Source organism: Bradyrhizobium sp. SZCCHNS30572, assembly GCF_032484415.1.
Taxonomy (GTDB): Bacteria; Pseudomonadota; Alphaproteobacteria; order Rhizobiales; family Xanthobacteraceae; genus Bradyrhizobium.
Genome location: NZ_JAUESY010000013.1, coordinates 212,298 through 232,942 on the forward strand (window position 1 = coordinate 212,298; position 20,645 = coordinate 232,942).

General features: G+C 67.3%; 9 protein-coding genes (1 of these 9 only partly in view). All 9 read right to left on the reverse strand.

The features are described 5' to 3' along the window. Positions 1-2,359, reverse strand: the 5' portion of a protein-coding gene (locus QX048_RS32960; protein WP_315827778.1) for a non-ribosomal peptide synthetase. It extends 4,232 nt beyond the left edge of the window; only the first 2,359 of its 6,591 coding nucleotides appear in the window; it begins with the start codon at positions 2,357-2,359; the stop codon falls past the left edge of the window. Continuing rightward, positions 2,356-12,081 (reverse strand): non-ribosomal peptide synthetase, encoded by a 9,726-nt coding sequence (locus tag QX048_RS32965; protein ID WP_315827777.1) that lies wholly within the window; start codon positions 12,079-12,081, stop codon positions 2,356-2,358. Before QX048_RS32965 ends, QX048_RS32960 begins: the two co-directional genes overlap by 4 nt. Before the next feature lie 43 nt (positions 12,082-12,124). Then, positions 12,125-13,009 (reverse strand): TauD/TfdA family dioxygenase, encoded by an 885-nt coding sequence (locus QX048_RS32970; protein WP_315827776.1) that lies wholly within the window; start codon positions 13,007-13,009, stop codon positions 12,125-12,127. 165 nt (positions 13,010-13,174) lie between these two features. Beyond that, the gene (locus QX048_RS32975; RefSeq protein ID WP_315827775.1) at positions 13,175-13,903 is read right to left on the reverse strand and encodes a thioesterase II family protein; all 729 of its coding nucleotides are present in this window, start codon (positions 13,901-13,903) and stop codon (positions 13,175-13,177) included. 20 nt (positions 13,904-13,923) lie between these two features. Beyond that, positions 13,924-14,154: an MbtH family protein gene (locus tag QX048_RS32980; protein ID WP_315827774.1), complete on the reverse strand. Its 231-nt coding sequence runs from the start codon at positions 14,152-14,154 to the stop codon at positions 13,924-13,926. Positions 14,155-14,486: 332 nt separating this feature from the next. Beyond that, on the reverse strand, positions 14,487-16,766 hold the full coding sequence (locus QX048_RS32985; protein ID WP_315827773.1) for a TonB-dependent receptor: 2,280 nt from the start codon (positions 16,764-16,766) through the stop codon (positions 14,487-14,489). A 688-nt stretch (positions 16,767-17,454) separates the two neighbouring features. Further along, entirely contained in the window at positions 17,455-17,724 is a 270-nt protein-coding gene (locus QX048_RS32990) for a hypothetical protein (RefSeq protein ID WP_315827772.1), read from the reverse strand. Further along, a complete protein-coding gene (locus tag QX048_RS32995; RefSeq protein WP_315827889.1) occupies positions 17,721-18,851 on the reverse strand; it encodes a PepSY-associated TM helix domain-containing protein in 1,131 nt (376 codons plus the stop codon). The genes QX048_RS32990 and QX048_RS32995 overlap by 4 nt, the downstream gene beginning before the upstream one ends. Positions 18,852-19,191: 340 nt before the next feature. Beyond that, positions 19,192-20,643, reverse strand: coding sequence for an aldehyde dehydrogenase (locus QX048_RS33000; RefSeq protein ID WP_315827771.1), 1,452 nt, complete (start codon positions 20,641-20,643; stop codon positions 19,192-19,194). Positions 20,644-20,645: the final 2 nt, after the last annotated feature.

A 20,645-nucleotide genomic window follows, 5' to 3' on the forward strand; every position in this document is an offset into this window, starting at 1 on the left:
CCGACGGCAGGGCCTCGAACAGCTCCGGCTTTGGCAACTCGCCAGCGAGAACGAGCACCTCGAGCCCGGAGAGCCGCGCGAGGTCCGAGCGGCCGTGCAGTATCGCCGGCGGCAACGTGGCATGGGTGATGCGATGTTCGGCGAGATAGTTCACCAGCTCCGCCGCATCGCGGTGCTCGCGGCTTCCGAGCAGATGCAGTTCGGCGCCGGCGCAAAGCGCCATGACGATGTCCCACACGCTCGCATCGAAGCTGAAGGAGGCGAATTGCGCGATCCGGCTGTGCGGACCGGTGTCGAACAGCCCGATCTGGGCCTGCGCGAGATTGACCAGGCCGTGGTGCTCGATCATCACGCCCTTCGGCTGTCCGGTCGAGCCCGACGTGTAGATGACATAGGCGAGGTTGCGCGGCGTCAGGCCACGGGCAACAACATCCGGTGCGCCCTCCGGCAGCCCGCTCCAGGCCGGCGCATCGCTCTCCACATCCACGACCGGACATGCCACGCTGCCGAGCGTACTGGCGCTCGCGCCGTCACAGAGCAGCAGCGTCGGCCGGGCATCGGCCGCGGTCTCGCGCAGCCGCTGCGGCGGATAGGTGGGATCCAGCGGCAGATAGGCCGCTCCCGCTTTGAGGACCGCGAGCACGCTGACGATCGCATCGATGCCGCGCTGCTGGCAGATCGCGATCAGCCGGTCCGGACCAGCGCCCAGCGCGACGAGATGATGCGCGAGGCGATTGGCGCGCAGCTCGAGCTCGCGATAGGTCAGGTTGACCTCGTCATGGACCAGCGCCACCGCCGACGGCCGGCGGCGCGCCTGCTCGGCAACGAGATCCTGAATGCAGCAGTCAGGCGGCGTGAACGAGCGCGTGCGATTCCAGTCATCCAGCAGCAGCGCACGTTCCTCGGCTGGCAGCAGCTCGATGCGATCGACCGGCTGGCTGGTGTCGGCGACCATGGCGCGCAGCACCGCCAGCAGATAGGTGCGATAGCGCTGCACGGTCTCGGCGTCGAACAGCGCCGTCGCGTAGTTGATCTTGCCGGAGATGCGTCCACCGCTCTCACTGAGATCGAGCTCGAGATCGAACTTGATCTTGTGCTGCTCGGTCGCAAGGCGCTCGACCGCCAGGCCGGGCAGCGCCAATGAACCGATATCATTGCTCTGCCATGCGAACACCACCTGGAACACGGGCGTGTATTCCGGATGCCGCGGGGGTTGGAGCGCCTCGACAAGATGCTCGAACGGCAGGTCCTGATGATCCTGTGCCGCAAGGACGGCCGTCTTCACCCGCTCGATCAGCTCCGCCACAGCAGGACCGCGCGAGAGGTCGAGCCGCAGCGCCAGCATGTTGACGAAGAAGCCGGCCAGGCCCTCAAGCTCCGAACGCATCCGATTGGCGGTCGGCGTGCCGATGACGAGATCCTGCTGGCCGGCCAGCCGCGACAGCACGAGGGCCCAGGCGGCCAGCACGATGACGAACGGGGTGGCGCCGAGCGCGATGCTCAATTGCCTGATATCGGCCGAAAGACCGTCCTCGATCTCGACGGGCACCGCGGCGCCGGCGTTGGATCGCGGTGCAGATCGCGCCCGGTCCGTCGGCAGTGCCAGCAAGGATGGCGCGTCGCGCAGCACGGCGGTCCAATGATCGAGCTGCCGCCGCAACCGATCTGCCGTCAGCGAATGGCGCTGCCATGCAGCATAGTCCGGATACTGAATTGCCAGCGGCGGCAACGGATCATTGCCGCCTGCGACGAAGGCGGCATACAGCGCCGAGAGCTCGCGGACGATGACGCCCATCGACCATCCGTCGGAGATGATGTGATGCTGGCTGAGCAGAAGGACATGATCATCATCGCCCAGGTCGATCAAATGGCTGCGGATCAATGGACCCCGCGCAAGATCGAACGGCGCGCGCGTACACTCATTCAGCAGATCGGCCAGCCGCGTCTCGCGGTCCGGCCGGCCGCGAAGATCGTGCACCTCCAGCGGCAGGCTGGTGTCCGGCGGCAACAGCGCGACCCGCGGCTCGCCCTGCTCGGCGACGAAGACCGTCCGCAGCGCCTCGTGGCGGGAGAACAGCCGGTCGAGGCTGCGGCGCCATGCGCCGATGTCGAGCCGGCCGCGCAGCCGCAGCGCCACATCGATGTGATAGTTGGTACTTCCGTTTTCGAGCTGAGCCAGCAGCCAGAGCTGCTGCTGCGCGAAGGAGAGCGGCAGCGAGCCCCCGCGATCGGCGATCGGGATCGTGTTTGTATCGCGTGTGGGGGCGTTGCGGCCGCGCTGTCGCGCGCGCGAGGCCAACCGGCGCAGCGCCTCCGGATCGAGGTTGTGCAGAAGAGGCTGTCCTGATTGTCCGCTCATGATAGCTCCGCTGTCATCAGGTCCTCGAGTTCACCTTCGGCGAACTGCTGCTCGATCAGTCTGATGGAGAGGACGCGCGCGAACTCCGCCAATTCCGGATGAGCGAACAGCTCGGACAATCGCATCGATGTGCCGAACTCCTGCGCGACACGGCTGAGCAGCCGTACCGCCAGCAGAGAGTGGCCGCCGAGATTGAAGAAGTGATCGCCCCGCCCGACGCGGTCGAGGCCGAGCAGCTCCGCCCAGATGCCGGCCAGCGTGATCTCGATCTCGCCGACCGGAGCTTGATAGTCGGCCCCCGCTTCGCCTTGTGAGGCCAGCGGCAGCGCCTTGCGGTCGACCTTGCCGTTCGGCGTCAGCGGCAGCCGCGGCAGCACGATGACGCGCAACGGCACCATGTAGTCCGGCAGCGCCGTCGCGAGCGCCGCGCGCAGCTCGCCGCCATCGAGCGCGCACTCACTGCCGACATAGCCGATCAGGTTGCTACCGCCACCGACATCCTGCGCGACCACGACGCTGTCGCGGACGCCGGGCAGCGCGCGCAGCCGCGCCTCGATCTCGCCGAGCTCGATGCGATGCCCCCGTATCTTGACCTGGTGATCGGCGCGGCCGACATAGTCGAGCGCGCCATCGGCACGCCAGCGCGCCAGGTCGCCGGTCCGGTACAGCCGTGCACCGGGGCCGCCGAACGGATCCGGGATGAACCGTTCCGCGCTGAGCCCGGGCCGCTTCCAATAGCCGCGCGCCAGTCCCTCGCCGCCGATGAACAGTTCGCCGGCCACGCCGGGCGGCGCCAGATTGAGATTGGCGTCGAGCACGTAGAGCGTGGTATTGCCGATCGGACCGCCGAGCACCGGCATGGGATCATTGGCATCGAGCCGGTGGCGCGCAGACCACACCGTGGTCTCGGTCGGCCCATACATGTTCCAGGCCTCGCCGCTCAGCGCGACGAGCCGCCGTGCCAGATCGGGAGCCAGCGCCTCGCCGCCGCTGAGCACGCGACAGCGACGAGGCAGCGCGGCGGCCTCGTCATGATCGAGCAGCATGCGCCAGCTCGACGGTGTCGCCTGGATCAAGGTCACGCCGTGCCTGGCCACGATCGCCTTCAGCGCCGTCGGATCGTGCGCGGAGGCGCGGTCGGCCAGCACGATCCGGCCTCCCCGGGTCAGCGGCAGCCACAGCTCCAGCACCGCGATGTCGAACGACAGCGAGGTCAATGCCAGCACGCGGTCGTCCGATGCGATCCCCGGCTGCTCGGCCATCGTCGCCAGGAAATTCGTCACTGCGCCGTGACGCACCATCACGCCCTTGGGCAGGCCGGTCGAGCCCGAGGTATAGATGACGTAGGCGAGGCTCTCCGGATGAATGGCGAGGTCGAGGTTGCCGGCGTCGCCTCCATCGTCGATGCGATCGAGCAGCCAGGCTTCGGCTCCGCTGTCGGCCAGCGCGGGCGTGAACCGATCTTGCAGCTCCGCTTGCGTGAGCAGCAGTCTTGCGCCGCTGTCGCCGAGCATGTGGGCAAGACGCTCGGCCGGATAGTCCGGATCGAGCGGCAGGTAGGCGGCGCCGGCCTTCAGCACGGCGAGCAGCGCCACAATCATCTCGGCGTCGCGCTCCAGCGCCAGTCCAACCACGACATCGGCGCCGATCCCGCGCGCGCGCAGTCGCCGCGCCAGCCGGTTTGCCCGCGCGTTCAGTCCGCCGTAGCTGATCCGGCGGTCGCCGCAGACGATCGCAACCGCGTCCGGGACGGCCTTCGCCCGCGCCTCGATCTGCGCCACGAGGCCAGGCGCCGCGCCGATCGACAACGGTCGGGGTGACGTCTCGCCGATCGCAGCTCCGCTCCAGCGCAGGACGCACGCCAGCGCCTCTCCGTCGACCGTGCGAAGGCTGCCGGTCGGACGGGTGGCATCCGCCGAAATCCGCGTCAGCCAGTCTCGCAACGACGCGCTCACCCGGCGAACCGCATGGTCGTCCAGTTGCGCGCGATCGTAGTTGAAGTCGAGGCGCAGGCCCTCGGGTCCATCGAACACGATGACCGCGATCGGATAGTTGGTCGGCGTCACGTGTTCGACCCGCCCGATCTGCGGCCCGGCACCGTCGCGCGCGGTGAGCGACTGATCGATCGGATAGTTCTCGAATACCATCAGGCTGTCGAACAGCGGCTGCCCGGCCCTGCCGGCCAGACGCTGGATCTCGTGCAGCGGCAGCCACTCATAGTCGCGCGCCGCGACGCTCTGCGCCTGAAGGGCGCGCAGCCAGTCGCCGGTCGCGGTCTGCGGATGCGCGCGATCGATCAGCGGCAGCGTGTTGATGAAGAGGCCGACCATGTGCTCGGCGCCGGCAAGCTCGGCCGGACGGCCCGAGACCGTGACGCCAAAGCAGACCGCGCTTTGCCCGGTATATTGCCGCAGCAATTGGGCCCAGGTCCCCTGCAGCAGCGTATTCATCGTGATGCGCTGCTGCGTCGCGAACCGCCGCAGGCGAGCCGCGAGATCACCGTCCACGCGCAGCGTCAGCCGGCCATGGCCGCTCGCAGCGTCGATCGCGCGGCTCGCACGCAAGGCGTCGGCGAGCAGCGTGGGCTCGAAATCGCGCAGCGTCTCGCGCCAGAAATCAGCGGCTGCCGCCTGGTCGCGCGTCTGCAGCCAGGCGATGTAGTCGCGGTAGCCGCCCTGCGCCGCCGACGGCGCGGCGCCGCCGATCTGCTGCAGCACGTCGGCGAGCAGCCGCGCCGAACTCCAGCCGTCGATCACGATGTGATGATGCGTCCAGATCAGCCACAGCCTGTCTTCGCCGAGCCGGATCAGCCGCAGCCGCTGCAGCGGCGGCCGGGTAATGTCGAAGCCGAGTTCGCGCTCGCGCCGTGCCGCCTCCGCAAGCGCCGCATCGATCTCCGCCGCCGCAGCCCCGCCCGTGATACGGCTGCGCCAATCCTCGTCGACGACGGGCACGTCGAGCTGCCGGTAGACGATCTGCTGGGCTGCTCCGGACAATTGTTGCCAGGCGAACCCGGTCCGCAGCACCGCATGCCGCGCACTCGCCGCCTGCCATGCCGCACGCAACCGCGCCGGCGTCACGCCCCGAAGCTCGATCGAGAGCTGGTTGACATAGACGTCATCGGCGCCATCGCGCAGCGCATGGAACAGCAAGCCCTGCTGCATCGGCGACAGCGGGTAGATGTCCTCGACGGAGCGACAGTCAACGGTCGCGCAGAGCCGGTCGAGCGCCGCCTGATCGAGCCCCGCGAGCGGAACGTCGGACGGCGTGAGACCGCCGGCGCCGCCGAGGCAATGATCGACGAGACCATGCAGCGCCGCGCGATAGAGTTCGGCGAGCCGTTCCACGGTCGCGCGCCGATACCGCCGGCTTCCATAGCGGAAGCCGAGCCGCAGCCGCCCGTCACGCACCTCGCCGTTGATGCTGAGCCAGGCCCGCAACGGCGTGTCGGCGGCCCGCATCGATCCCGGATTCTCCGCCGCGATCCGGTACGGCGCGGCCGCACCGAGCTGGCCGTCGAAGCGGCCGAGATAGTTGAAGACGATTCGCGGGTTCGGCGTCGCCGCCAGCGCGTCGCGATGCTCTTTCGCGCCGAGATAACGCAGGACGCCATAGCCGAGCCCGCGATCGGGCATGGCGCGCAGCGTTTCCTTGACGCGGGTGATGAGCGCGCGGTCGGTCTCGCTGCCGCCGTCGAGACGCACCGGGAACGCGCTCGTGAACCAGCCCACCGTCCGCGTGAGATCGACGTCCGCGAAGACATCCTCGCGGCCGTGGCCCTCCAGCTCGATCACGACGCCTTCGATCCCGCTCCAGCTCCAGAGCGCGCGTGCCAGCGCGGCCAGCAGCAGGTCGTTGACCTGCGTGCGATAGGCCGCAGGCGCGGCATCGAGCAGCCGTTCAGTCAGCTCCGCCTCGAGGTTCAGCACGACCTCCTCGGCGTCGGCCTCGACGTCGGTGCCACCATGAGCGTCGTCACAGGGCAACTCACTGCCGCGGGAGGACGCGAGCCAGAACGGCAGTCCGCCTGCGAGCCGATCGGAGGCCGCATGCGCGCGCAGTCGCTGCGCCCAGGAAGACGGCGCGGAGCTCGTGGGCGGCAGGCTGACGGCGGCCGCCTGCCCCGCCACCTGTTCGTAGGCCGACGCGATGTCCTCGAGCAGGATCCGCCATGACACGCCATCGACGGCGAGATGATGGATGGCGACCAGCAGCCGCTGGCTGCCGTCGCGCATGTCGAATCCGACGGCGCGCAGCAGAGATCCCGATGCCAATGACAGGCTCGCCTGCGCCGCCGACGCGATCGCGCCGACGTCGGCCGGCTCGACTGCCGTGCGGAGCCAAAGCAGCTCAGGCGCAGCAGGCAGGTCGGACGGCACCGCCTGCCATTCACCCGCGATCCGCCGATACGTCATGCGAAGCGCATCGTGATGCCTCACGACGGCAGCGAGCGCCCGCTGCAGCACGCTCCAGTCGATCCGGTCCCGCGGGATCAGCAGCACCGCCTGGTTGAAGTGATCGCGGTTGGAGATTTCCTCGGCAAAGAAGCGCAATTGGATCGGCAGCAGCTCCGCAGCGCAGGCGTTCATTGCGTTGCGTGCTGCTGCCGGCGGCGTCATGGCCGGCGCGGAGGTGGTCGCAACCACGCCGGCCAGCGCCGCTATCGTCTGCTGCGCGAACATCTGCTTCGGCGTCAGCATGACGCCGCGCTTGCGCAGCCGTGCGATGATCTGCAGGCTGAGGATGGAGTCGCCGCCGAGCTCGAAGAAATTGTCATTGCGGCCGATCCGCTCGCGGCCCAGCACGTCCTGCCAGACGGCGGCGATGGCCTGCTCCACCGCGCCGACCGGGGCGACATACGACAGCACGGCGTCCTCGTCCGGCTGCGGCAGCGCCGCGCGGTCGAGCTTGCCATTGGCGGTCAGCGGCAGCCGCTCGAGCACGACGATGCGCGACGGCACCATGTAGTCCGGCAGCATCGCCGAGAGTTGCTGCCGCAGCGCCTCCGGCTGCAACACGACGCCGGCCGCGGCGACGCAATAGGCCACGAGCTCCTGGCGTTCCTGCTCGGCGTCGACGGCGCGGGCCACGACGGCGGCATCGGCGACGCCGTTCAACGAGGAGACGGCGCGGCTGATCTCGGCCGGTTCGACGCGGTAGCCGCGCAGCTTCACCTGATCATCGCGTCGGCCTAGGAACACGATCCGGCCCGCTCGATCACAGCGCACCAAATCGCCGGTCCGGTAGAGGCGTTCGCCTGCAGGTCCGAACGGATCGGGAATGAAGCGCTCGGCCGTCTGTCCAGGCGCACCGCGATAGCCGCGCGCCAGCCCGGCGCCGCCCACATAGAGTTCACCGGCGACTCCGGCCGGGACGATATTCAACGCATCGTCGAGAACGTAGGCGCGCAGGTTCGCAAGCGGCAATCCGACCGGCAGCACACCTTTGGCTTCGGCGTCCGTCCACTCATGGGTCGTCACGCCGACCGTCGTCTCGGTCGGGCCGTAGTGATTGACGATCCGGCAGTGCGGCCGCAGCCGGCGGACCTCTTCGATCAAGCCGGGATCGCAGGCCTCGCCGCCAAGGACCAGCACGTCGCGCGGCAGAACGTCGGCCGAGCGCCGTGCCCGCAGCAAGCCGCGCAGATGGCTCGGCACGATCTTGAGGACGCCGACCTCGCCGTCGCGCATCGCTTGCGCAAACGCATCCGCATCGAAGGCGGCATCGGCCGGCAGCAGATTCAAGGTCACGCCACTCGCAAGCGCGCCAAACAGCACGGTATGGCCGAGATCGGCGGCGACCGTCGAGACCATCGCCATGCCGGCGCCGGCGCGCGGCCGCAGCCGGGACAACAGCGCCTGAACGTAGTTGGCGAGCGCGCCGTGCGACACGGCGACGCCCTTGGGCGCACCGGTCGAGCCCGACGTGTAGATGATGTAGGCGGTCTGCGCCGGATGCGGCCGCGGGGCATCGAGCGCGCCGGAGGACGCATCGCCGCGCAGTTCACCGTCGAGCGTATGACACTCGAGCGCCCTCGCCGCGGCCAAGTGCTCGCCGGTTGCGATCAGGATGCCGATCTCGCCGTCGCGAAGGATGCGATCGACGCGCGCCGCCGGCCATGCCGGATCGAGCGGCACTGCGGAGCCGCCCGCCTTGAGGACGCCGAGCAGCACCGCGACGAAGGCCGGCGACCGCTCGATCCACAGCGCCACCGGCGTCTCGTGCGTGACGCCGGCCGCGACGAGCATATGCGCGATGTGGTCCGACCAGCGCACGAGCTCGGCTGCGCTGACGGTGTCCCGTCCCTGGCGCAGCGCGATCCGATCATCGCGGCGTGCGAGCGCAATGCCGATCAGATCGAGGATGTCGGTCGCGGGGAAGCTCGTCGCCTCCGCCACGACGGTCTGCTCGACGCCGCGCGCGATCGCGAAGTCGCGCAGCGGCCGGTCGGTGCCGGCCGCGATCTGCCGCAGGAAATCGACGAGCTGGCTCCCGATCCGCGCGACCGTCGTCACGTCGAACAGATCGGTTGCGAAATTCAGGCTCGCATTCATGCCCGTCGGGCCGTCGACGATGTCGAGCGCGAGATCGAAATGCGAGCCGGCGAGATCGACGATGCGCGGCTGGGCGTGCAGGCCGTCGCCGAGCGCAGGTCCGGCAGGCGCGGCCATGTAGTTGAACTTGACCTGGAACAGCGGATTGTGGCCGCCGAAGCGGGTCGGCTTGAGCGCGTCGACGAGACGGTCGAACGGCAGATCCTGATGCGCCAGCCCGGAGATGACCTCCTCCTTCGCCCGCGCCAGCAGCTCGGCGAAGCTCATGCCGTCGGTCACGTCGGCCCGCAGCACCAGCGTATTGACGAAGCAGCCGATCAGCGACGCCAGCTCGGCCTGGCGGCGCCCGGCGACGGGCACGCCGACGCGCAGGTCGGAGCGGCCGGAGTAGCGGAACAGCAGCAGCTGATAGGCGGCGAGCAGCAGCATGAACATGCTGACGCGATGCTCCCTGGCGAGCGCGCGGAGCCTCAGCACAAGATCTGGCGCGATCTCCACGTGGATGGTGTCGCCGCGATAGCTCTGTACGGGCGGCCGCGGCCGGTCGAACGGCAATGCGAGCGGCGTATCCGCATCGCCGAGCCGCTCGCGCCAGTAGGAGAGCTGCTGCGCGGCCTCGGGGCCGGAGAGCCAATCCCGCTGCCATGCGGCGTAGTCGGCATATTGGATCGCGGACGGCGGCGGCAGCGCCCCTGCCCCGCGCCGGAGCCCGTCATAGAGCGCGGCGATCTCGGCCAGCAGCACGTCGAGCGAGAGCCCGTCGGCGACGATGTGATGCGCCGACAGCAGCAGTTCGTGGCGGTCGTCCGCGAGCTGCATCAGCACGGCGCGCAGCAGCGGGCCATTGACGAGATCGAACGGCCGCGCCAGCTCCTCGCGTGTCCGCGCCGCGACGCGCGACGCGCGCTCCGCCGCCGGGCTGCGCCGCAGATCCTCGACCGCGACGGGAATGTCCGGCGACGCATGGATGACCTGCACGACGCGGCCATCCGGGGCAGAGAAGGTGGTGCGCAGCGTCTCGTGGCGGGCGACGATTTCGGTCAGCGCCTGCACCAGCCGTGCTTGATCGAGCGGGCCGTCGAAATGCACCGTGCAAGCGATGGTGTAGGCCGTGCCGGCCGGATCCATGCTCCAGAGAAACCACAGCCGCTCCTGCGCGGGTGACAGCAGCTCGCGCAGCCCCGCCGGTGCGGGCTGCAGCGGCGGGAGCACTTTCGCGTCCGCGCCGGCCGCATCGATGAGCGCTGCGAGCGCGACGAGCGTCGGCGCATCGAAGAAGCCGCGCAGCGCGAGCTCGACCCCGAACTGCTCGCGCACCATCGCCGCGATCTGAGCGGCCGCGACCGAATTGCCGCCGAGCATGAAAAAGTCGTCGTTGCGGTCGACGGTCGCGCGCCGCAGCACATTCCGCCAGATCAGCGCAAGACGGCGTTCGGTCGCCGTCGCAAGCTTCGGTGACGGCGATGGGTCCGCCGCCTCGCGTCGCCGCTCGAACACCATGAAGCTATCGAGCGTGCCCTGCGCCCACCTGGCGCGGCAGGCGGACCGCTGCAGCTTGCCGCTGGTGGTCAGCGGCATGCCTTGCGGGTTCAGCAGCACGACCACCGCCGGATATTCCTGCGTCTGCCGCATGACCGAATCGCCGATCGCCTTGATCAGCACGTCGGCCGGCGTTCGCCGCAGTACCGCCCTGCCGAACTCGGCGGCGACGCCGATGCCTTCGACGCCATCGATCTCGACCGGGAAGGCCGCGACACGTCCCTTCCGCACCGAGGCCACCTCGGTCTCGACGGCCTGCTCCAGATCGAACGGATAGATGTTCTGGCCGCGGACGATCAGCAGATCCTTGAGCCTGCCGGTGACGACGAGATCGCCGTCGCGGACGAAGCCGAGATCGCCCGTCCGCAGCCAGCGCGCGCCATCGCGAAGGACGAATGTCTGCTGCGTCGCCTCGGGATTGTTCCAATAGCCCTGCGCGACGCTCGGACCTGCGACCCAGATTTCGCCGACCTCATTCGTCCCGGCGTCGGCGGACGCATCGACCCTCATGATGCGCACGGCATGGCCGTCTGCCACGGCGCCGCACGCCATCAGGTCCGTGCCCTCGCCGGCCTCCGCAACGCGGCCACCCGCGAGCGCCGCGGGATCGAGCGTGTGACAAACCGCCCGGCTCGCGCGGTCGCCCGCCGTCACCAGCAAGGTCGCCTCGGCCAGGCCGTAGCACGGCGTCAGCGCGCGAGGATCGAGGCCCGCCGGCCGGAAGCGCGCGGCAAATCGATCCAGCGTCGCGCGGCGCACGAACTCCGAGCCGGAGAACGCGAACCGCCATCGGCTGAGGTCCAGGCGCGCGATCGCTTCGTCCGAGATCCGGTCCGCACAGAGCGCGAACGCGAAGTCCGGCCCGCCGCTGCAGGTGCCGCCGTGGCGATGGATGGCGTCGAGCCAGCGTCGCGGCTGCTCGAGGAAATTGCGCGGCGACATCAGCACCGCCGTGAAGCCCGTGAACAGCGGATTCAGCAATCCGCCCATCAATCCCATGTCGTGATAGAGCGGCAGCCAGCTGACGAAGACGTCGTCCCTGGTCCCGCCGAGCGCCGCTTCGATTGCGATCTCATTGGCGACCAGGTTCCGGTGAGTGACGCAGACTCCCTTCGGCTGCGACGTCGAACCCGACGTATATTGGAGGAAGGCGGTCGCATCGCCGTGCAAGTCCGTCTCGCGCCAGGATGCGGCGGCATCGACCGGCACCTCGTCGACGGCAATAACATGAGCATCGGTCTCGCCGACCGAAGCGACGACGGCGTCGCGAAGCCGCGCCTGGGTGAGAATGAGTCGTGGCGCCGCATCGCGCAGGATGCCATCGAGGCGGCTGGCGTAGCGCTCCTTGCCGGTCTCCGGCGGATAGGCCGGCACGGCAATGACCCCGGCATAGAGGCACGCGTAGAATGCGACGGCATAATCCGGACCGTTCGGCAGCAGAATCACGGCGCGCTCGCCGGCACGCGCGCGCTCCTGCAGATGCGCCGCAAGCGCGCGGATGCGCCGGTCCAACGCAGCGAATGTCAATTCGTCGACGACATCGTCGCCTTCGATGAAGCGCAGTGCCGGATGGCCGGCGCGCGAGGCGGCATGCTCGCGGAGTCGTTCGACGAGGGTCTGTGTCGGCATTTTCCAAAGGTCCGATGACAACGTGAGGATCGATGCCGCAGGCTCAATTGACGCGATGGGCTTGCGCCATCGCGACGATCACCCTGCGCGGCCCCTTGAATGGCTCGCGCGCGTGCGCCGTCAGCATGTTGTCGAGCATGACGACGTCGCCGGTCTGCCAGGGAAAGACGATCTTGTGCCGGTCGAGCACGGCTCTGACCGTGGCCAGCGTCTCGTCCTCGATCGGCGCGCCGTCGCCGTAGAACGCATTGCGCGGCAGCTCGAGCGGATCGCCGACGATGTCGAGAAGACTTTCCCGAACCTCGGGCGCGAGGCTGGAGACGTGGAACAGATGCGCCTGATTGAACCACACCATGTCCCCGGTCACGGGATGCACCGCCGTCCCCTGGCAGACCTGCCGCGTCCGTAGCTCGTCGCCATCCTTCCATTCGCAGGCGATTGCATGGGAGGCGCAATAGGCCTCGACCTCGGCCTTCGACTCCGTGCCGAACACCTGTCGCCAGTCGACATCGAGTCCACTGCCGTAGTTGCGGACATACATGACGCCCCGCTCGGCGAAGCGGTTACGGATCGCGGCCGGCATGTCGCGATGGATCGACCGGCTGTCGGCGACCGGCGTCTCACCGCCCTGCTGTGCCGCCTGCTCGCAATAGAACCAGATCTTCATCGGCCAGTCGCGCGTATAGGCCTGCTCGTTGTGCAGCGGGATGCTCTGGTGCGGCGGATATTCGGTCGAGGTGTAGACGCCGGCGCTGACCTGCGATCGGGGCGTCGAGCCGAATTCATAGGACAGCAGCGGATGGCCGAAGCTCGCGGCGAAGCTCCTGAACGCCTCGGCGCCGTCGAGATGGAAGCCACGGAAGAGAATTCCGCCGCACGCATAGAGCTGGCGCTCGATCATGTCGCGGACCTCGCTGACGGCCTCCATCAGCGGCTGCTGCGTGCGGCTGGCCCGCAGAAGGAACGGTAGCGATTCTTGTTCTATTTTAGATTGTATTGCGAACATGACTTCTCCCCGTCTCCCGTCGATTTCAGCATCGAAGTTTCTTCACCGGCCGGCTTTTCCGGCTGGGTCGTGCTTTCGGCACGCCGCTCAAGGCCCCGCGCGAGCAACGGCGAGTCCCGGCCATGCCCGACGTGCCAGCAATGCGGCAACGAGCTTCAGCAGATCCGCCTGTCGGCTATGGATGAAGAAGTGGTCGCCCGGCAGCATGTCGCGACCGAACGCGCCGGAGGTCTCGGCCCGCCACGCCTCCAGTGCCTCGGCACGCGTCTCGTCGAGATCTCCGCCGAACACGTGCAGCGGACACGGCAAGGGCCGGCGCCGCCGATAGACGTAGTTTCCGCACATCAGGAAATCGGCTCGCAGGATCGGCAGCGTGCCGCGCATGATCTCCATGCTCTGCAACGCCTCCGGCAGCGTGCCGTTCAGCCTAAGAAGCTCCTCGCGCAATGCGTCGTCACCGAGCGGCTCACGCCAGCGGCTGCCGTCGCGCACGGCCGGCGCCTCCGTTCCGGACACGAGCAGCATCTGCGGACTTGGCGCGCCGAGCGCGAGCAGCCTGTGCGCGAGCTCGAAGGCGAGCAAGCCGCCGAGGCTGTGCCCGAACAGGACGTAAGGCTCCGCCAACGGCGTGCCGATCAGTTCGGACGCGAGCTGATCGGCCAATGCCGCCGCGTCCGTTTGCAGCGGCTCGTCCATCCGCGCGCCCCGTCCGGGCAGCTCCAGCGGCACGATTTCGATCCAGGACGGAAGACCCCTCCTCCAGCGCGCATAGACCATGGCGCTGCCGCCAGCATAGGGCAAACAGATCAGCCGCATGGCAGCCAGCCTCCTTCGCTTCAGGATTCGGCAGAGGCCTGGGCGTTCTCCTGCATAAATTTCCGCAGCGAGAGCGGCCGCAAGTCGGTCCACACCTGTTCGATATGGTCCAGACACTCCTTCTTGCTCCCGGTCACGCCGACGGCCGTCCACCCGTTCGGGATGTCCTTGAACGTCGGCCAGATCGAATATTGTTCTTCGTGATTCACGACGACGGTGAAGGTGACGTCATCTCTGTCGAAGACCATCATGCCCGGCTACTCCTACTAACAAACGACGTTGATGAACTACGAGTAATGCAGTTGATAATGACAGTCAAAAGGATACCGCCGATCGAAGTTTTTAATCTCTCCAAGGTGACACGTAGGTGACGATTCAACATCAGGATGCATCGGCTCCAACGAGATGATTTGCTGACCCGATCGCGTTGTCACCGCGGATATGATCACGCCTCGACGCGATCGATGAGTAACGCAAATCTTTATCAGATTGGCGTTGAACGCCGTCCGCATCGCTCAGACTAACAAGGCCGCCGCACAATGGCCGTGCGGCGGCCTCATCATCGCCAACGCGTATCGACGTCCTAGAAATTGAACGTCGTGGAAACGAGATAGGTGCGCGGCGCCCCCAGGGTGATCACACCGCTATAGGCCGACGCCCAATACGCCTTGTCGAATACATTCTCGACGCTCGCCCGCAGCACGATCGGCTTGCCGTTCCAGGGCGAGGTGAAGGTGTAGCGGGCGCCCAGGTCGACGCGTGTCCAATCCGGCAGCGAGAGTTTGTTGGCCGCGTCGACATATTGTGCACCGGTGTAGACGACCCGCCCCGTGAGCGTCAGATCCCGCACAAACGGTGTATCCCACTCGGCGCCGAGATTCACGGTGAGCTCGGGCACGCCGATCGCCCGCTTGCCGTCCGTCAGGCCGCCCGAAGTCTTCTCCTGCACGCCGTGAATATACGCCACGCCCCCCAACAGCCGCAGCGTCGGCGTGACCTCACCGAATACGTTGAACTCGGCGCCCGTATTTCGCTGCCGGCCATTCAGCTCTTGAGTCAGCACTCCCCCTGAACTCGTGGTAATCACGCTCGGGCGTGAGATATCGAATGCGCTGACCGTGGTCGTGATTCGGCCGAAGTCGACCTTGATGCCGGTCTCGACCTGCTTGGTCTGCCCTGGCGGGAAGACCGTGCCGCTGTTGGCATAGCCGGCGGCAACGACGGTCGGGGTCTGCAGGCCCTCGATGTAATTGGCATACAGCGACACAAACTCGACGGGCTTGACCACGAGCGCATAGGCTGGCGTCCACACCGAGGTGTCCTCGAACGGGCGGCTCGATGCTGGAGTAACGAGATTCGTGACTTCCGTTCCCGCCGTTTGTCTGCGCGCACCGACGGTCAGTTGAATCCGCTTGTTCAGCAGCGACATCGTGTCGGAGACGCCGATGCTCCAGAGATTTGCGCCGACGGTCTGATTGGCCTGGAGCGTCGGAAAGCTTGGCAACGCGATGTTGGTCGGCTCGCTGTAAAGGCTCCAGTTGGGCATCTTGCCGGAGACCACCTGCTGGGTATAGGTGCGGTCGGTGATGGAGTAGCCGACATTGACGGCATGGTTGATCGGGCCGGTATCGGCGGTCATGCGCAGGCCAGCCTCCCCGGCGTACGTCTTGTACGTCTCGCTTCCCGTTCCAGGAGTCCCGGACAACAAGCCAGCGTTACTCGAGAGCACCGGCGACGGATAACGGTAGTTGATGTTGCTGTCGTGATAGCCGAATCCGGCATAGGCGGTGATACGATCGTTGAGATCGACTTCGCCTTTCACCGTCGAGAAGAAATCGGTCGGCGCATAATACGCCCACGGCACCTGGAAATTGGTGCCGGACGACGGTGGCGACGGAATGCTGGTGACAGCAGTACCCACGCCGAAGAATCGCAGCGGCGGATTCAGCTTGTCCGCCTGATAGCCGACATCGGCGTCGATTCGGACATTCTCGCCATGATAGTCGACGGCGAGATGGGCGTTGCCGAACTCGTCGGTCTGCCGGTTCCAGGGGGTATCGCCGTTCGAATACTTGCTGTTCAGCCGTACGCCCCACTCCTTGTGCTCGCCATAGCGGCGGCCGACGTCGATCTGCTCGCCGAATTGCGTCTTGGACGCATAGGTCGCCGTTAGCTGCGTGATGTCGGTGTCGAGCGCGTGCTTGGTGACGAGATTGACGCTACCGCCGACCGCGCCGCCGCTTGAGGCGCCAGTGCCGCCGACCGTCATGCCGTTGAGCAGAGCCGCCGGCCCCTTCAGCAATTCGACCCGCTCGATGAAATTGGCGCCCGTCGAATAATATGGCGCGATGCCGGCGAGGCCATTCAGGGCGTAGTCGCCGCTGTCGTAGTAGAAGCCGCGGATGAACAGGCTGTCGGCGCCGCCGCCGGCGGCTTGGATCGTGCGCACCGAGGGATCGTTGATCAGCACGTCGCGGATCGTGCGCGCCTGCTGGTTCTGGATCAGCTGCGAGGTGAAGCTCGTCTGGTTGAAGGGCGTGTTCATGACGCCGCGGTTGCCGAGGAGTCCGAGGCCTCCGCCGCTCGCGACCTGGCCGCCGGCATAGGGCGACGGCGGCGCGCCGACCGTTCCCGTCGACGGCGTCACGTAGGCCACCGGGGCGGTCGGCGGCAGGTTGCGCGGAGCGACGCGGCGCTGCTGAGCGGTCCGCGTCGCGGTCGTCTGCGGTCTCGAGGCGGTCTGCCGGACTTTCGGCTTCGGCGCGTCGACGGTCACATCGGGGAGCTTGGTCTGCGCGAGGGCCGATTGAACGCCTCCGACATTCAGCGTGAGCGCCAATGAGCTCACAAGTCCCAACGACATCGTCAATCCAACGTCTTTATCCCAAATGCGACAGACCATCCTGACACCCCGATCATTCCAAGTTCCAACTCGGCTCGTCGGTGGTCCTAACACACAGGTATTTGAGGATGGCGCCGCGCGACGTAGAACTCGTCTAACGAGCGACAGCTTCGCCGAATTGATCGACTCAACAGATTGTCGCTACTACGAGATTCTTTTCCCTCCGCTTCTTTGAAGCCTTCAAAAGAAGCGCATGTCGCGGGAAGAGCGATGCGATCGCGTCGGCTGATACAACTCACGACACCGATCGTCTCGAACTCATCGAAACAATTTCGATCAATCGTACGATGATAACTAATCACATTGCCACTTTTGAATCAATCTTTGCTTTCAAATGCGCCACATCTCCGCCGCGCCACGCGCAGATCGGAGAAGGCATCGAGACATTTGTATCTGCTTGTTTCCAGGCCGGAGCGACGCCGCTCGCGTCGGCGCTCGCTGCGCGAGACCGATCACGCGCCGCCGACGCAGCGTGCTGCCATCGCGATGACGCGTCGCGCGAGAGAGGGGACGCGTGAGAGAAGAGATGCGTGGGATCGTTGGCCGGCCGAGCGCATCAGGGTCATCGCGCCGAGCGCGTAGTCCAGCAGCGCGGATCGAGATCAATGATGCGGGCTATCTTCCGCCGACCGGCGGCGGACGTCAGCGCTCAGAGCGGCCCATCCTGCGTCCCGGCCCGAGCGCCTTGCGCTTCGGCCTTCGCGCCGCGGCTCCGTCTCGTCCCGTAGGCGAGCGACAGCAGAATCGGAATTGACAGTCCGAGCCAGCACAGCGCGTCCCAGAGCCCGTCGCCGAACAGTCCGAAGGCGAGCCCGGCTGCGGCAACCAGACCGATCAGCAGCGGCGCACGAAACACCTGCCAGGTCGAGAGTTGCGCGGCGCGGGCAGATGGCCTCGCCGATGCCGCGGAGGAGCTCATGGCGACACCACCGCAGGCGCTGCCGATGTCACGACGCCGGACACCTTCCTGCGGAAGCCCCGCCGCTTGGCGGCCCACAGATAGAGTCCGCTGCACAGCACGACGATCGTGATGAGATCGAGAACGGCCCAGATGATCTTCAGCGGCAACCCGCCGTAGTCACCGAAATGCAGCGGCCGCGATACCTGCAATGCGGTGAGATACCAGGCGAGCTCGGGCGCGACCATCTTGCTGCTGTCCTGGGCATCGACCAGGACCGGCTTGAACATGCGCGCAGTGAACGGCGTGCGGCCCTTGGTCCAGATCATCAGATGCTGCGGGCTGCCGAACCGCGTCGTCGTCGGCAGGGTGATGGACGTCACCAGCCGGTCCGGAAACGCGGTGCGGACGGCGCCGACGGCGGCCTCGACCGATTTCGCTTCCGCCAGCGGCTTGCCCTGATAGGGCGCGAGCAGTGCCGGCATGGTCTTCGCGCGCCAGAGGTCGAACAGCGGCACCGCCAGCGTGTTGATGGTGCCGGTCAAGCCGACCGCGAGCGCCCAGCTCACCGTGACGATACCGAGCAGATTGTGCAGGTCGAGCCATTTGAGCCGCGCCGAGCGATCCCGCACCGTGCCGAACTGCAGGCGACGCATGAACGGCCAGTATACGACGACGCCCGAGACGATGGACGCTGCGAACACCAGTCCCATCAGTCCGAGAAAGAGCTCGCCCGGCAGGCCGGTGAACATGTCGCGGTGGATGCGCAGGATCACGTCCATGACGTCCTGATGCGGCGCTTCCTCGCCGAGAACGACGCCGGTGCGCGCATCCACGGTGAGCCGATGAAACTGCCCAGGCACCGGAATGGCGGTCGGCGACATCGCGACCACGATCAGCGGCTCCGCCTGCTTCAGGCTCACGAACAGCGCATGCTGCTCCGGCAATTGCTGCCTGGCCGCCGCGATCAGGCGGTCGAGCGGCAGCAGCGGCGTGTCGGCCGGCATCGCCGGCGCGGCGATCTCATCCTCGAAGAGATGATCGATCTCCTCATGGAAGATCAGCGGAAGCCCGGTCAGGCACAGCATCAGCAGAAAGATCATGCTGATCAGCGACGTCCACGTGTGAACCTGAACCCACAGCCGCATGCGCCCGAACCCACCCTTCGTCATCGACGTTGCACGTGATGAGCCGAACGTCCGGCAAGAGAAGGGCCGCAGCAAACTGAATCGATCTAAAGCCGTTGGAATTTCTTTAAGGTAGCGCGCCTGTCCGCCGCAACCAGCGGAGCTGCAACGTGAATTTCGATCGCACCTCGCACCGTCGGTGCTCACGGACGGCGCGTGTCGCCGCCGTGAGGGCGCGCGCCGAAGTCGCCCTTGCGCGATGCTCCGGATACATATGGAATCGCTTCCGCGTGGCCGCGCGGAATACGACCGGCTCTGGCTGCATCCGACGATGCGCCAGTGCCGGGCCGCAAACGCCGTCTCAGAATGGATAGTGCCGTTCGCCGGTCTGCACCGTGATCCAGCGCAGCTCGGTGAACTCGTCGATCGCGGCCTTGCCGCCGAAGCGGCCATAGCCCGAGGCCTTGACGCCGCCGAACGGCATCTGCGGCTCATCATGCACCGTCGGCGCGTTGACGTGGCAGATGCCGGACTCGATTCGCTTGGCGACAGCGAGCGCGCGGGCGATGTCGCGGCCGAACACCGCCGACGACAGGCCATATTCGGTGTCGTTGGCGACGCGCACGGCTTCGTCGACGCCGCTGACGCGCACGATGGTGACGACGGGACCGAAGCTCTCCTCGCCATAGATGCGCATCGCCGGCGTGACGTGATCGACGATGGTCGCGGGCATGATCGTGCCGCTGCCGCGGCCGCCGGCGGCCAACACGGCACCCTTGGCCACCGCGTCCTCGATCAGGCCGCCGACACGGTCGCAGGCGGCGGCGCTGACCAGCGAGCCCAGCACCACATCGCCCTTGCGCGGATCTCCGTAAGGCAGGCTGTTGGCCTTGGCCGCGAACTTTGCGACGAATTCATCCGCCACCCTGTCGTCGACCACGATGCGCTCGGTCGACATGCAGATCTGGCCCTGGTTCATGAAGGCGCCGAACGCGGCGGCATTCACCGCGGCGTCGAGGTCGGCATCGTCGAGAACGACCAGCGGCGCCTTGCCGCCGAGCTCGAGCAGCGCGCGCTTCAATTGCCTGGCACAGGCCATGGCGATGAGACGGCCGACGCGGGTCGAGCCGGTGAAGTTGACGCGCCGGATCGCGGGATGGGCGATCAGCGCCTCGACCACGGCCTGCGCATCCTCGGGCGCGTTGGTCACGACGTTGACGACGCCGTCGCCGAGACCGCCTTCGGCCAGGCACGCGCCGATCAGCCGGTGCACGCCCGGGCTCATCTCCGAGGCCTTCAGCACCACGGTGTTGCCGCAGGCGAGCGGCATCGCCACCGAGCGGACACCGAGGATGACCGGCGCATTCCACGGCGCGATGCCGAGCACGACGCCGACCGGCTGGCGATGCGCCAGCGCAATGTTGTCGGGCACGTCGGTCGGGATCACCTCGCCCGCGATCTGCGTCGTCATCGCCGCGGCCTCGCGCAGCATGCCCTCGGCGAGATGCACGTTGAAGCCGGCCCAGCCCGCGGTGGCGCCGGTCTCGGCCATCATCAGCGCGATGAACTCCGGGGCGTTGCGCGCCAGCGCATCCGCAGCCGCATTGAGCCGCTTGCGGCGCTCGCCCGGGCCGAGCCGGGACCACGCCGGAAACGCCGCCGCAGCGGCATCGGCGGCGCGCAGCGCGTCATCGATCGACGCCGCCGCAACGATGGTTGCGATCTCGCCGCTGATCGGATTGAGCCGCTGGAAGGTGCGCTGATTGGTGGCGGACTGGTCCTTGCCGCCAATCAGGAGATTGATCGCGTTCATGG